This window comes from Alkalihalobacterium sp. APHAB7, assembly GCF_048323755.1.
Taxonomy (GTDB): domain Bacteria; phylum Bacillota; class Bacilli; order Bacillales; family Bacillaceae_F; genus Alkalihalobacterium.
Genome location: NZ_JBLWFS010000009.1, coordinates 136,714 through 150,348, shown reverse-complemented (window position 1 = coordinate 150,348; position 13,635 = coordinate 136,714). Strand labels below are relative to the sequence as shown.

General features: G+C 35.1%; 16 protein-coding genes. 14 read left to right on the top strand and 2 right to left on the bottom strand.

What is annotated here, in order from left to right:
* The first annotated feature begins 20 nt into the window (after nt 1-20).
* The 3 genes from ACNSTQ_RS11615 to ACNSTQ_RS11605 all read left to right on the top strand — a co-directional run bounded on the left by ACNSTQ_RS11615 (nt 21) and on the right by ACNSTQ_RS11605 (nt 3,197).
* Nucleotides 21-1,019, top strand: a complete 999-nt coding sequence (locus ACNSTQ_RS11615) for a peptidoglycan DD-metalloendopeptidase family protein (RefSeq protein ID WP_418199978.1) — start codon at nt 21-23, stop codon at nt 1,017-1,019.
* 204 nt (nt 1,020-1,223) lie between these two features.
* A complete protein-coding gene (locus ACNSTQ_RS11610) occupies nt 1,224-2,306 on the top strand; it encodes a M14 family zinc carboxypeptidase (RefSeq protein ID WP_418199977.1) in 1,083 nt (360 codons plus the stop codon).
* 174 nt (nt 2,307-2,480) lie between these two features.
* The gene (locus tag ACNSTQ_RS11605; RefSeq protein ID WP_418199976.1) at nt 2,481-3,197 is read left to right on the top strand and encodes a FadR/GntR family transcriptional regulator; all 717 of its coding nucleotides are present in this window, start codon (nt 2,481-2,483) and stop codon (nt 3,195-3,197) included.
* Between the two features lie 441 nt (nt 3,198-3,638).
* Here the strand turns inward: ACNSTQ_RS11605 and ACNSTQ_RS11600 are convergent, their stop codons facing one another.
* Complete coding sequence (locus ACNSTQ_RS11600) at nt 3,639-3,887, bottom strand: 4Fe-4S domain-containing protein (RefSeq protein WP_418199975.1); 249 nt, start codon at nt 3,885-3,887, stop codon at nt 3,639-3,641.
* 303 nt (nt 3,888-4,190) lie between these two features.
* Between ACNSTQ_RS11600 and ACNSTQ_RS11595 the strand changes: the two genes are divergently transcribed.
* The 5 genes from ACNSTQ_RS11595 to ACNSTQ_RS11575 all read left to right on the top strand — a co-directional run bounded on the left by ACNSTQ_RS11595 (nt 4,191) and on the right by ACNSTQ_RS11575 (nt 8,143).
* Nucleotides 4,191-5,240: a helix-turn-helix domain-containing protein gene (locus ACNSTQ_RS11595; protein ID WP_418199974.1), complete on the top strand. Its 1,050-nt coding sequence runs from the start codon at nt 4,191-4,193 to the stop codon at nt 5,238-5,240.
* Nucleotides 5,240-6,760 carry a RecQ family ATP-dependent DNA helicase gene (locus ACNSTQ_RS11590; RefSeq protein ID WP_418199973.1) on the top strand — a complete coding sequence of 507 codons (1,521 nt, stop codon included), beginning with the start codon at nt 5,240-5,242 and terminating at the stop codon, nt 6,758-6,760. Before ACNSTQ_RS11595 ends, ACNSTQ_RS11590 begins: the two co-directional genes overlap by 1 nt.
* A gap of 15 nt (nt 6,761-6,775) precedes the next feature.
* Nucleotides 6,776-7,360, top strand: coding sequence for a lysostaphin resistance A-like protein (locus ACNSTQ_RS11585; protein WP_418199972.1), 585 nt, complete (start codon nt 6,776-6,778; stop codon nt 7,358-7,360).
* A gap of 28 nt (nt 7,361-7,388) precedes the next feature.
* Complete coding sequence (locus ACNSTQ_RS11580) at nt 7,389-7,628, top strand: hypothetical protein (protein ID WP_418199971.1); 240 nt, start codon at nt 7,389-7,391, stop codon at nt 7,626-7,628.
* A gap of 80 nt (nt 7,629-7,708) precedes the next feature.
* The gene (locus tag ACNSTQ_RS11575; protein ID WP_418199970.1) at nt 7,709-8,143 is read left to right on the top strand and encodes a DUF2663 family protein; all 435 of its coding nucleotides are present in this window, start codon (nt 7,709-7,711) and stop codon (nt 8,141-8,143) included.
* Nucleotides 8,144-8,199: 56 nt separating this feature from the next.
* Here the strand turns inward: ACNSTQ_RS11575 and ACNSTQ_RS11570 are convergent, their stop codons facing one another.
* Nucleotides 8,200-8,430, bottom strand: coding sequence for a hypothetical protein (locus ACNSTQ_RS11570; protein WP_418199969.1), 231 nt, complete (start codon nt 8,428-8,430; stop codon nt 8,200-8,202).
* Between the two features lie 832 nt (nt 8,431-9,262).
* Between ACNSTQ_RS11570 and yhfH the strand changes: the two genes are divergently transcribed.
* From yhfH to ACNSTQ_RS11540, 6 genes are all read left to right on the top strand, one after another.
* On the top strand, nt 9,263-9,394 hold the full coding sequence (gene yhfH / locus ACNSTQ_RS11565; protein ID WP_418199968.1) for a protein YhfH: 132 nt from the start codon (nt 9,263-9,265) through the stop codon (nt 9,392-9,394).
* 165 nt (nt 9,395-9,559) lie between these two features.
* Nucleotides 9,560-10,279, top strand: coding sequence for a hypothetical protein (locus ACNSTQ_RS11560; RefSeq protein WP_418199967.1), 720 nt, complete (start codon nt 9,560-9,562; stop codon nt 10,277-10,279).
* A gap of 199 nt (nt 10,280-10,478) precedes the next feature.
* Nucleotides 10,479-11,345 (top strand): 50S ribosomal protein L11 methyltransferase, encoded by an 867-nt coding sequence (locus tag ACNSTQ_RS11555; RefSeq protein WP_418199966.1) that lies wholly within the window; start codon nt 10,479-10,481, stop codon nt 11,343-11,345.
* Nucleotides 11,346-11,362: 17 nt separating this feature from the next.
* Nucleotides 11,363-12,112: a 5-oxoprolinase subunit PxpB gene (gene pxpB, locus ACNSTQ_RS11550; RefSeq protein WP_418199965.1), complete on the top strand. Its 750-nt coding sequence runs from the start codon at nt 11,363-11,365 to the stop codon at nt 12,110-12,112.
* Entirely contained in the window at nt 12,096-12,863 is a 768-nt protein-coding gene (locus ACNSTQ_RS11545; RefSeq protein WP_418199964.1) for a LamB/YcsF family protein, read from the top strand. The genes pxpB and ACNSTQ_RS11545 overlap by 17 nt, the downstream gene beginning before the upstream one ends.
* Nucleotides 12,864-12,944: 81 nt before the next feature.
* Nucleotides 12,945-13,400 (top strand): biotin-dependent carboxyltransferase family protein, encoded by a 456-nt coding sequence (locus ACNSTQ_RS11540; protein WP_418199963.1) that lies wholly within the window; start codon nt 12,945-12,947, stop codon nt 13,398-13,400.
* Nucleotides 13,401-13,635 lie beyond the last annotated feature (235 nt).

The following is a 13,635-nucleotide window of genomic DNA, read 5'->3' as shown; positions in this document are numbered from 1 at the left end:
GGAAAATTAAGGAGGCAAGCATGGTAGATTATTTTAGACGAATATGGATTGTAGGAGCAATTACCGGTTTGATCGGCATCCTATTCATAGGAACAGTTCCTGCTTATGCAAAAACGATAGAAGAAGAGTTAATCAATGCTTTAATATGGCCAACTGAAGGTGAGATATCTGATCATTATGGAACAAGGGGTGGACGTCATTTTGGTATAGACATCGCTGCACCTGAGGGAACTCCAATTGTATCGATAAAAGATGGAACTGTTTCGAGGTCATACTATTCGGATACATATGGTAATGTTATTTTTGTTAAACACGACTCAGAGCTAGAGACAATCTATGCCCATATGCATGAGAGGTATTTAAGTGAAGGAGACAGTGTAGAACAAGGACAAGTTATCGGTACAGTTGGAAATACCGGACGTTCGTCAGGAAATCACTTACATTTTGAAGTGCATGTCGGAGAATGGAATATAAGTAAAACGAATTCGATTGACCCATTACTCGTATTAAAAGATGAGCCGAATTCATTAGTCGCTGTTATAGACGAAAAAGGTACGGAAAATGAGTTTCAAGAGGTATTGTCAGCTAAGTATCAATTAATTGAAGATGAAAACGATGAAGTAGTTAGTGAGCACTATACATATTTGGATTCGAATAAGACAACAAAGTTTCCGATCAAACAGGATGATACAGCAAAGGAGCAAGTAACTGAAATAACTGAGCAGCAAATAATTCTTACGATTGAGAAAGGGGACACGCTCTGGAGCTTAGCGGAACAACACCAAGTTTCGGTCGAGCAAATAAAAAAATGGAATGAGCTTGATAATGAGTTCATTCATGTCGACCAAAATTTAATTGTTTACACAAACGAAAATGACTTAATTCATGTCGTTAAGGCTGGCGAGACACTACATGAAATAGCAATCGAATATAATGTTTCTATTGCAACTATAAGAGAACATAATGAGTTGAAAGGGGATCTCATATTCCCAGGTGACGTTCTCCAAGTGACACAATAAAAAAAGAGAAGGCAGCTTTAGTTGTGGCAAATTAATTGATAAAGCCCACACTTACTAAGCACGCCTTCTCTTATTTAATTTAGAAAGGTTTCATTTTAAGTGCTTCTCCTGTTTACTAATTGTGAACCAATTGGTCCGGTTTCTGTAAGATGAATTCTTCTTATTTTAAGAAAAGGTTCATAAAGTAAAGTGAGGAGGGAGATTATGAGAGCGTACACTGTTCAAAAAGGGGATACGATTAGAAAAGTAGCTGTTAAGTTTGGTATTCGACCTTTTGACTTAATTTTGTTTAATCGACAAATCATGAATGAAAAATCCTATATTTATCCAGGAGAAGTGTTAGAAATACCAGCAATAACTAAAGCGTTAACATTACAAAATGCACATTTTCAGTGTTTATGTGAATACGGTCCTACCGATTTAGATTGGGATGTTAAGTCATTACAAGAAAATTACCGCGATTACATTTCTACTCATTTTCTTTCGATTAATACAATGGGTCAATCGGTTTTGTCTCATCCTTTGTATAGTTTTAAAATTGGAAGTGGAAAAAAGGAAATCTTTTATTCTGGTGGATGGCATGCGAATGAATGGTTAACGAGTAAGTTCTTAATGACGTTCATTGAAGAGCTGCTTCATCACTATAAAAATAAGCAAAGGTGGCATGGATATGAGCTGAAAGATCTCTTCCAAAAAGTTACTTTATATATAGTTCCTCTTGTGAATCCAGATGGTGTTGAGTTAGTTCAGCAAGGAATTTATCCAGAACATCCGATGTATAAAGAAGTATTGACAATTAATAAAGGTTGTACGGAGTTTGATCACTGGTCTAGTAATATTAGAGGAGTGGACTTAAATCATCAATGGCCAGCTGGGTGGGAGATAGAAGCAGATGAGAGTCCTCAACAACCTTGGCCTAGGCATTATAGCGGGACTGCACCATTAACAGAACCTGAAGCTAGAGCAGTTTATGATTTTACACGTTCACATAACTTCTCCCACGTTTTAGCATTTCATTCCCAAGGCCAAGTTATTTATTGGGGTTACCGAGGTTATGAACCAGCAGAAAGTAAAGAAATGGTTGAACGTCTCTCGCTAGTGAGTTCCTACGTTCCGGTTCACACTGCTGAGAGTGACGGGGGATATAAAGACTGGTTTATTCAAGAAACAGGGCGTCCAGGTTTCACGATTGAGGTTGGAGTAGGCACGAATCCACTGCCGCTTTCTTCTTTTTCTGAAATATGGTCCAATAATGTGTTGTTAGCTTTAGAAGGGCTCATTTTATAGAACTTACTGACTTCACCTTAAGCAAAAACCAAGTATTGTTAATAACTGTTGCTAATTCGTTATATTACCGGTACAATTTATTCATATTCACTACGAAAGCGTTTCCTAAATTCTATATATAATAATAGTGAAGAGCATTAGAACAGGAGATATGACAGTAAAGAAGGTGGAGTCGTGGCAATACGTAAGGTGAAGCCAAAAAAGATTTATGAAATTGTCGCAGAACAATTAATGGATATGATCAAAAAAGGTGAAGTAAAGCCTGGTGAGAGGTTAGCTTCTGTTCAACAATTAGCCGAAGAGTTTAATGTTGGGCGTTCAGCAATAAGAGAAGCCTTAAGTGCATTAAAAGCAATGGGATATATAGATATGCGTCAAGGAGAAGGTACATTCGTAAAAAAGGTTGACCTTGATTTAATCGGTAGTATTATTCCAGGCGTTCAATTAATGCAACAAGAAGATATGCGAGAACTTTTTGAGATAAGAAAAGTAATTGAAACGGGTGCAGCTTCACTTGCAGCTCTCAATCGAACGGAAGAAGATTTAAGACAAATGGAACAGGCTCTTAACGAGATGCAACAGGCTGAAGGTGACGGTACAATTGGTGAAAAAGCTGATGTCGATTTCCATAAGTCAATTGTAAGTGCGACGAAAAACGAAATGCTATCAAAGCTTGTCGGTAATGTATCCGATGTGATGCACCAATCAATGAGAGAGGCAAGAAAAGTTCTATTATATTCAGAACAACGCAAAATGGATCAATTATTCGAGGAACATTTGCGGATATATGAAGCAATAAAGGAAAAAAATCAACAAGGTGCTTATGAAGCAATGATGGAGCATATTGTTGGTGTTGAAAAAGGGTTATTTTCAAACATAACTAAAGAGTAGTTGATGTGAAGGAGTGCTGATAATAAATGTAGCACTCTTTTATTTATTTCGCCCCTTTCTCAAAGATTAGCCCTGTTAAAGAGTATTGTTGATTTTGGGCTCATTCCTAATAGGTGTGTGGAAATTAACATTTCACACGATGAGCCCAAAATCAACGGATATCAACAGTATTATTTAATATAGCTTTTTTTAAAGTAACTTAATATTTCGTTAACAGAGTATCGGTATAATTGATTGAGAAAAAGTAATTAGAGAATTAAAGAATGAACGTGCTACAACTTGGATGGAAGCAATAAAAAGTTATTTATTAATATCAATTCACAGGAGATGATGCAAGGCCTTAATTTACTCGAGGTTATTTTTAGCTTACATCATAGGTTTATGAGAACAAACTACATAAAAAAGAGGCCAACACATTTATGTGTTGCCTCTTTTCTAATACTATTCAAATTTTAAAGCGTCACCATCAAATGATTCGTCTGCAATTTTAATTGAGTCAGTAGGGCAACCCTCAAATGCATCATTCATGTCATCTAATAATACATCTGGAATTTCTACAATCCCTTGATTGTCATCAAGTGTTACGAATGCAATTCCATCATCATCGTAATCGTAAATGTCTGGCGCAGCTGCTCCACAGGCACCACATGCGATACAAGTATCTTTGTCAACAATTGTGTATTTTGGCATAATAAATCCCTCCATGTAGGTTGTAAAATAAGCATTCCTTAAATAATCCCCTATGTATAATAAGATGTATCTTAGTCAAGTTTGTGACTGTTGGTAAGGAATACAATTTCTATTATATATTGTATAGATGTTTGACCAACATTTCAACAATTAAATCTATTGAGAATACTTATCACATAAGGGGTCTCGCAGTTTATTTATTGCCGAATTTCTCTAAAAATAAACTACATGTTGTTATTCGCGTTTTGTTATTATATAGTTGTACCCTATAAATATAAACAAATGATAAAAGTGGGGAAAATTGTGTCTACAATTACATTAATTTTATTGTATCTCATTTCCCTTTTTAACGGGGACCGTACGATATCAGGAATATATCATTTACTCAAAGGGAAACGTTCATCTCAAACTATTCAAGACGGGCATTTGTATCAATGTTTATTTTTGTTTGGGATCTTGCCCCGTCTACTTCGAGATGATTTGGATCAAGTACTAGAAGAATTACTTAGTAATCATTATATTAAACAGGAAAGTGAATTGACCTATAAAATCACAAAAAAAGGTGAAGAAATTTTACGGAGGGAACTCAAGGAATTAGATTATATATTTTATCTAAATGGGTGGAAGCATAAAGGTGCTTCTACACTGTTTTGGTCAAGACTTGTATTGACCATACAATCATTATCTTGTTTAGAGGCGAAGAGTCATCATTTCTTTCCCATTATAAAAGACGAACAAGTGAAAGGGTGGGTCAAAAAACACTTCCCGAAACAGTCCAATCGGAAGCAGTTTAGTATTCGACTATACGAGGAGTTATTTTTTTTACTAAGTAAAGTTTCGAAGGAAGAAGCTGAGATCTTTACATATAAGTTATCAGGGTCACATCGTATTGGTCTAACAAATGAACAATTAGCCTCAATGTACCAAAAAGATAAGGAGGCTATTCAGCTAATCCATTTGTCGATTGTGCACAGAATGTTGGATGAGATGCAAGTAAACGGTCATCAAACTCCATTCTTGAATACATTTATTTCAGATATAAATCGCTCCATTCAAATGACAAATTCAACAAGGCAAACGTATCTCTTAATGAAACGCGGACTGTCACTTGAGGAGATTGCAACTCAGCGTAATTTAAAAGTGAATACAATTGAAGATCATATAGTTGAAATAATGTTAGAGGATAAATCATTAGAATTAACTTCTTTTATTGAGGAAGAAGAGGTGGAACTCATATCAGAAGTGATCGCAAATAATTCTAATAAAAAACTCAGTGATTTAAAAAAGCAACTTCCAATGGACATTAGTTTTTTCAAAATAAGGCTCGTATTAGCTAGGTTAGGTGAACGATAGTGGATTTAGAAAAAGAATTATTTAATTATTTTGGTTATAGTACATTTAGACCAGGACAAAGAGAAGTAATTCAATCACTAATGAATAGAGAGAATGTACTGGCGATGCTTCCAACTGGAACGGGCAAATCGATCTGTTTTCAATTACCGGCGTTGCTTTTGCCAGGAACAGCTGTAGTTGTGTCACCGTTACTTTCTTTAATGGAAGATCAAGTACAACAACTCAAAAGCCAGGGAATTAAAAAAGTTGCTGCGATTAATAGCTTTCTTTCTCTTTATGAAAGAAAAAGAGTAATTGAAACGTTAGCTAGTTATGACATCGTCTATATTTCACCAGAAAGTCTAATGTCTCAAACGATAATGGATGCCTTAACTTCCACTACGATCTCATTATTTGTTATTGATGAGGCCCATTGTATTTCTCAATGGGGGCACGACTTCCGAACAGATTACTTAAAGTTAGGTGAAGTTTGGGAACAATTAAGCTGCCCGCCGTGTTTAGCGATTACTGCAACAGCCACAAAAGAAGTTCAAAAGGATATCGTTTCACAGTTGCGTTTACCGGATGTCACATCACATATATTTAGCGTCCATCGACCAAATATAGCTATCCAAGTTGAAAAGTATAAAGATGTAGATGAGAAGGTTACTGAGTTACTAAATTGGGTAAATAAATTAAATGGTCCAGGATTAATTTATGTATCCTCAAGAATATGGGCAGAGAATCTTGCTGTTCGAATACAAAGTGAAGGAAATCAATATGTCGCTTATTATCATGGTGGTTTAGAAAATGATGACCGGTTGCTAATACAACAGCAATTTATAAATGGTCAGTTAGATATTATTTGTTGTACGAATGCATTTGGGATGGGGATAAACAAAAATAACGTTAGGTACGTTATCCATTTTCATTTTCCACAGCATATGGAAGCTTACTTACAAGAAATTGGTCGTGCCGGTCGAGACGGTCAAAGTAGTATTGCACTTTTATTATATAGTCAAGACGACCGTTACTTACCTATATCTTTAATTGAACATGAATTACCTAATAAAAAACAACTTCAAGCGGTCAATCGCTATTTAGAAATGTTAGCATCAAGTAAACTTTCACTTACAAGTGACGATGAAATACAAATACAAGCTCAAATAGGACTAACAGAAGGAGCTTGGAGATTTTTATATTATCATTTACAGTTACAAAACGTGATTCATTTAGGGAATGTGAATAAACAAGCTTTACCGTATGCGATGACATTGATTGAACGAAAAGTTGAAAGAAGGATTGAAGAAAAAGTCCAAAAAGTGCAAGAGATGATTAACTTTATTGAATGTGATTTATGTAGGCGTGAATACTATTTATCCTATTTTGAAGAAAAATTAGATCAAAAGCCGATAAATTGTTGTGATAATTGTGAACTATATCTAGAAGGCTATATGAAAATTAACAGTGAACAAGTCAAGAAGTCAATTGAGTTGTTACCATGGCAAGAGGAGTTAAAACAAATTTTTCATCAATTATAAATTAGGATGTTGAACATGAACAGGCAAGCAAAGATCATTCAAGAAATGTCAGATCGAGAAATACTTTTAAACCTTTATATTACGCAGACCATTATGTTAGTTTTAGCTATCGTTCTAGGTTTTTTTTGGATCGATGACATGTCAACTTTTTTTGAAATGTTTAAATGGGATCCTATACAAATTCTTTTCATTGGTGGCGGTATTGCAATCACCGTAATTATCATTGATTTATTATTCGATCTTTATTTACCGAAAGAGTGGACGGATGATGGTGGAATTAATGAAAGAGTGTTTGCAAAGAGAAATGTCTTTCATATTTTTTTAATAGCACTGATTGTTTCTGTAAGTGAAGAAATTTTATTTCGAGGCATTTTACAAACACAAATTGGATTAATTCTTGCTAGTCTTTTATTTGCACTTATTCACTTTCGCTACCTTTCAAAACCTTTACTATTTACGATGGCAGTTGTGTTAAGTTTTGTTTTAGGGTTATTGTTTGAGTTGACTAATAATTTATTAGTTCCTATATTTACACATTTTCTTATTGACTTTGTATTAGGCCTTTATATTATGATAAGAGCTAGAAAAAACAACACGTGAAAGTCTACTATGGTATGGGGGGGATCTTATGGTTGTAAAATCTTCAGATGATCAAGCGGAAGAGTTAAGGAAGCAAGTAAAGCGAAGAGCGAACAGGAAAGAAGTTGATACCGCGTCTTTACCACCGAGAAGTGAATTCCATAAACATAAAAAGAATAAGAACCGTAAGTTTCGAATGCGTTTTCCATTGATTCGAGTGTTATTAGTTTTATTTATTATTCTTGTCATAGTTGTGTTATCATCACCTATTTGGTTAGAGAATTTGTAAGCTTGTAAGCATACGGTATTAAAAGCAAAATCTCCTTCATAAACATAGGGTAAGTACAAGTTATATGAAGGAGGTTAAATATGGAAAGAAAGCAGTTTCTAAAAAAACAAGAGTATGTTTCGGATACAGGTTTAGTTTTAGTTGAAACGTTAATAGAGCGGAAAGTGACTGAACAACATGCAGAAAAACTTTTACGAAGAACGACACTTTCCACTTTAATATGTTTAGGGTTAGGGGTTATTTTTATCCTCTTACAAGGTGCAGCTCTTAACTTTTTAACTTTAATAGCAAGTGGTTTTCTTTATTTGTATATTGGTTTGTTTCTTATATGCTTACTTTTTATGAAAAATGCAAAGAAGAAGCTGGATAAAGCAGAGAAAGAATTTGAAGAGTTACGCTCTGAAGTTATTGATCGGCAAGAACAACTATGGGATACAGCCGAATTGTGGGGAAAACGGTATGAATTATTTAAATTTCTCAATGAAGAATATAGTGTAAATTTGTTCCATAAATAAACACGAGGCTGACTTGTTCAGCCTCGTGTTTATTTATGGAATGGATTGTGTCTTTCTTATGCAGACAAAGAAGGGTGACCAAAAAGGGCATTTTGGTTGCGACAATATTCAACACCGTTAATCTGAATTAAATAGTGGTTATAATCTTCGATACGCCCAAATGCAAGCGTTTGCTTTTTTGCCGGACAAAAGACTTCAACAGGTAAACCGTACTTTATATTAAATTCAATATCTGCATTAGTAATGAGGGACTTGTTTTTTAGTTTATGAAGTAACAATCTGTTCATCAGCTCCTTTCAGCAAGAATAAAATGAACAATTTTGTAAGCGCTTACTCAAGTAATTAAAGTATACCACAAAAGACAGAATTTTCAATAATAAGAAAAAAATTAAGACCATGGACCTGTGTTTTTCTTACCGCCTGTCTGGAATAGGCTCGCGTAGTGGATCATTCACATCTTCTACACTAAAGAACCAAAATCCATTCCAAGTAGGTATAGAGCTAAAAAAAAAGAAAGCCGATACTTTGGCTTTCTTCAAAGAGAGAAAAATAAGAGGTCATTTACATTTATTACTTTAACACGTATGCGTACTAAAGTAAATATGCAATTGTGAATTTTCAAAAATAAATAAATAAGGTGTTGTCGATAACTCTATTTACTACGTTAATACAGTGTAAATAATAAAAAAAGTAAACTTAAAATTTTGTCACATTTACAACAAAAAAGCAAGTAAAAAATATGCTATTATTTTTATGGGAGTAAAAAACTATTAAGAGGTGAGGGGTAATGAGTGGAACTGCTCTAATTGCAGTATTAGGATTTACTGGTTTAATAATGGTTGTATCTATTGGTATGGCGATCGCCTTTTTCAAAGTGGCAGAAGAGACACAATAATAATCATGTCACTACTCAAAAATTCGAAGGGGTTTACCTTAAGTGTTATTAACTCGTGGAGTTGAATGACGCTTGAATAGGTAAACCTCTTCTTTTATATAACAGTAAGTGTGAATTTAATAAAAATAGGTGTTTTTTTATAAGAAATTGTTTTATTACAGGGTTGCAAAATTAAAGTTGTTATAATACAATGATTTTAACAAAGGATATAGGAGGAACAAAAAATGACACCGAGTACAGAGTTCTTTAGAAGTTTACCACCTAAACAATGCACAGACTGTGGTGACGTTATTGATGAACAACATGAGTCTTATCTTCATCAGTGTGAGAAGTGTTTACGTCACGAGGTAGAATAATAGCTGTTATAATAGCTTAATAGAAAGTCTTCATTTCACCGGGGAATTGGAATGAAGGCTTTTTATTTTTGTCGTGGTCTTTAAATTGTATGGTATGTGTCTACTTGCTCTCTAGGTAAATCGTATAGTAATCTTAAGGAAAGCTGGAAATGACGGGAGAGGAAGATGGAGTGTTTACTGTTTGTATATGAATATAGATTATCAGATACTTTAAATGAATTTACAGAAGAGCAACGCTGGGTAAGAAAGAGTTTTTTTGAAGTGAAAGACATGGGAAGTGAGGCTGAGCATGTTAAGGTGCTCGTCACTTGGGCCTTAGGAGAGCTCGATCGTAAGGAACAACTATACTTCTTATATCGTGAGCAGGGGACGGATGAGTGGGAACAACTAGAAGTAGAGGAAGTTGAAACATTAAGTTATGAAATCGAACTGGTGTTATCTATCAAGGGAAATTATGAAACTCAAATTTTAGCTGTATCAGAAGAACGAAAAAGAAGTGAAGAATTGCAATATCTTTCAATCTTTGATCAAATACAAGACCGGATTCACGCTGATGTATATGTATATTCTTATAGTAAGGAATATATGGATCTTCATATTATGATGCAACAGTATAGTGGAGGACATATGTTCTTGCAAGATAAAGAGCTACTAAAAATTATGAGTGCAGAAGCGCATGTATATATTAATGATGAATTGATAAAAAACGTTGATGTATTAGCGGAATCTAACCAAGCAATGGATATGCCGCACGACCAAATGTATGAGTACAATCAAAGGATACACTTTGATGAAGAGATAGAGGAGCTTGGTGATGTACGGGTCGATTTGGTCATAACAGATGGCATCGGAATTGAATACAAAAAGACAAATTTTGATTATTAATAAAGATTGTTTTGAACCGGCTTGTTGAAGTCGGTTCCTTTTTAGGTTTATGTTCATTTGCGTTATGGATTAGATAATGCTCAAAAATAGTGATGTGTTTCGTTGTGGTTGAAGCGTTGTAGTGATTACTTCAAGTAATCACGTTGTGGTAAAATGAATAAAAAAATAGATACATGTGTTGAAAGAAGGTAGGAGAAGAATGGCGAAGGAACTTACGGTTAACATCCCAAGTACATCTGTTGATGAAGCAATTGAACAGTTAAACATCGCAGGGGTTTTCAATTTATATTACGAACAGCCGTTTGAAACAAAGGTGAATGAAAATGGTTATGGGGTTGAAATTCAAAAAAATCAAGATATTAAACTACACATTGTTGTGGAAGAAGATACAGAAGTGAATGGAGTTCTTCGTTTAGTTAGTGAGACATTACAAGTCTCCGCACAGGAAATCGAACAGGCAGATATTTCTCTTCAAATTGGTCCTATTCATTTTGTTGACATTAAACTTCGAAATGGTTGGATGATCTGTTATGAAGAAAGTGTGGATAGTAAGCTAGAAAAAACAATTTATTTAGATCCTCAAGCTGCGTTTGGGACAGGCGTTCATGAAACGACACAAGATTGCTTACAATTCATTCTGAATGATCGATTTGATAACATGAACGTCTTCGATATTGGGACCGGTTCTGGGGTACTTGCCATTGCTGCAGCTATCAAAGGTGCTGTTAATGTTACGGCAATTGATATTGAGCCTGTTGAAAGAGAAGTTGCACATCAAGCGAATTTAAATCAAGTATCGAATATAACAGTTCATCAAGTAGATATTCTAGAGGAAGATTATGAGTTTCCTAAGGACATCGATTGGACCATTATTAATATTGGAGCAGAAGAAACTGTAAAAATTATAAAGCGACACCGTTTGTACGAGAAAACAAATAAATTTTTACTTTCAGGCGTCGTTGAATGGAATGAAGAAAAGGTCACAACCTACTTAGAAAATGTTGGCTTTAAGGTATTAGAACGAATTCAATCGAATGAATGGGTAACTGCTTTATATAGTAAATAAGGTAATTAGGTGATGAGATGAATTCAATCGTTATAGAGACGGTTGGTGACCAAATCGTAAGGGTTTGCTTTGGGAGTCAAATATCAGCAGATATTAATGAACGTGTCCGTAATTTTTGTATATTATTAGAGCACGAAAAGTTAGATGGAATAATTGAATGGGTACCTTCCTATACTTCTGTTTCAATTTATTATAACCCTTTAAAGAATACATATGGAAAGGTTGAACTATTAGTTCATCAAGTGGTTAGTCATATGAGTAAAGTCGTGTTGCCGCCAAGAAAGATTATTACATTACCGGTATGTTATGAAGAGGAATTTGCACCAGACTTATCATATATAGCAAATTATCATTCGTTAACAGAACAGGAAGTAATAGAGCTTCATTGTGAAAGGCAATATTTAGTGTATATGATTGGATTTACACCCGGATTTCCGTATTTAGGAGGCTTAAATCCAGCTATTGCAACACCAAGGTTAGAAGTACCTAGGCATAGGGTTGAAAAAGGATCCGTTGGAATTGCCGGGAATCAAACTGGCGTATATTATTTAAGTTCACCAGGCGGTTGGCGATTTATCGGTCGCACACCTGTAGATTTATTCAACGAGAATTGTACGCCACCGTCTCTATTAAACTCTGGGGATTACTTAAAGTTTGAGAGTATTCCAAAACAAAAATATGAGCAAATACAAAAGGACCTAGCGGTAAATGATTTTACCTTGTCGGTTCAGTGCGAGGAGAGGGTTGTCGATGAAAAGGACAATTGATTTGAACAGTGACATTGGTGAAAGTTTTGGTGCCTATCAAATTGGAAATGATGCGGAAGTTATTAAATATATTTCTTCAGCGAATATAGCCTGTGGTTATCATGCTGGCGACCATAATGTCATGCATGAAACGATTAAACTTGCGGTAAAGGAAAAGGTGAAAATAGGTGCTCATCCGGGATTGCCGGATCTTCTAGGGTTTGGTCGTCGCGTGTTACAGGTAGAACCGAATGATGTATATAATTTTACAATTTACCAATTAGGTGCCTTAGAAGGATTTGCTAAACTACATCAAACAACTTTGCATCATGTGAAACCACATGGAGCTTTATTCAATATGGCGTCCACAGATATTCTTTTAGCAAGGGCAATCGCCGAAGCTGTTTATGACTTTAACCCTCAACTGCTCCTATTTGGACTAGCTGGTGGAAAGCTCATTCAAGCGGGACAAGAAATTGGCCTTCAAGTAGTAGAAGAAGTATTTGCTGACCGTACCTATCAGGCAGATGGAACATTGACGCCTCGAACTTCACCGAATGCGATAATTACTGACTTTGATGAAGCGTTGGAACGTGTCTATCGTATGATTTTAAAAGGAGAAGTTGAGACAATTGAGGGTCCAGTAATGCCAATTAATGCACAAACGGTTTGTGTACATGGGGATTCGACGCATGCGCTGGATTTTGTGAAAAGACTTAAATTGGAACTAGAGAAACGTGAAATTCAAGTTGAATGTGTGGAGAAAAAATAGTGAAGACACCGCAATTTAAAGTGATAAAACCAGGGTTGTTTACGACCATTCAAGATTCCGGCAGAGTAGGTTTTCAGCGTTATGGTGTGGTTGTGTCAGGAGAGTAAATCTACTTATGTAAGAGGCAATTTAGGCGGATTTAAAGGAAGAGTACTTCAAAAAGGGGATGTGTTGTATGTTCGAAGAGAGACACCATGTAATCGTACTTCGCTTATAAAATCCCTCCACCCTTCATTAATACCTAACTATAAAGAAAAGCACGTTATCCGAGTGATGAAAGGACCGGAATGGCATTCTTTCATACCGGAATCTCAAGAAACATTCTTTAATAAGGAATTTACCGTTGGGCATCAATCTGATAGGATGGGCTATCGTTTAAAAGGATCGTCGTTATCTCATAAAAATAGTGCTGACATTTTATCCGATGTGATTGCATATGGAACGATACAAGTACCAAAGAGTGGTGAACCAATTATTATGATGGCTGATCGACAAACAACGGGTGGCTATAAAAGGATTGCCCCTATAATCGAATGAAAAAAGAAAAATTAGGCTGACTTTTTATGTTTCAGAAACCTTAACTGTGACTTATAGAACTTAAACCTTTTTTGGTTCTATATATGGTTTTTTAGGTGATGTAGCATTTTTAAGTTAGCTTTTTTAATGATTTTATATTTTTGTAACTTTGAGCAAATACATAGCGTTTCATAAGAGAATTAAAGGTTAATACAATGGTACCGTTTATTAAACTTGGTTCAACTTTTGGGGGTAG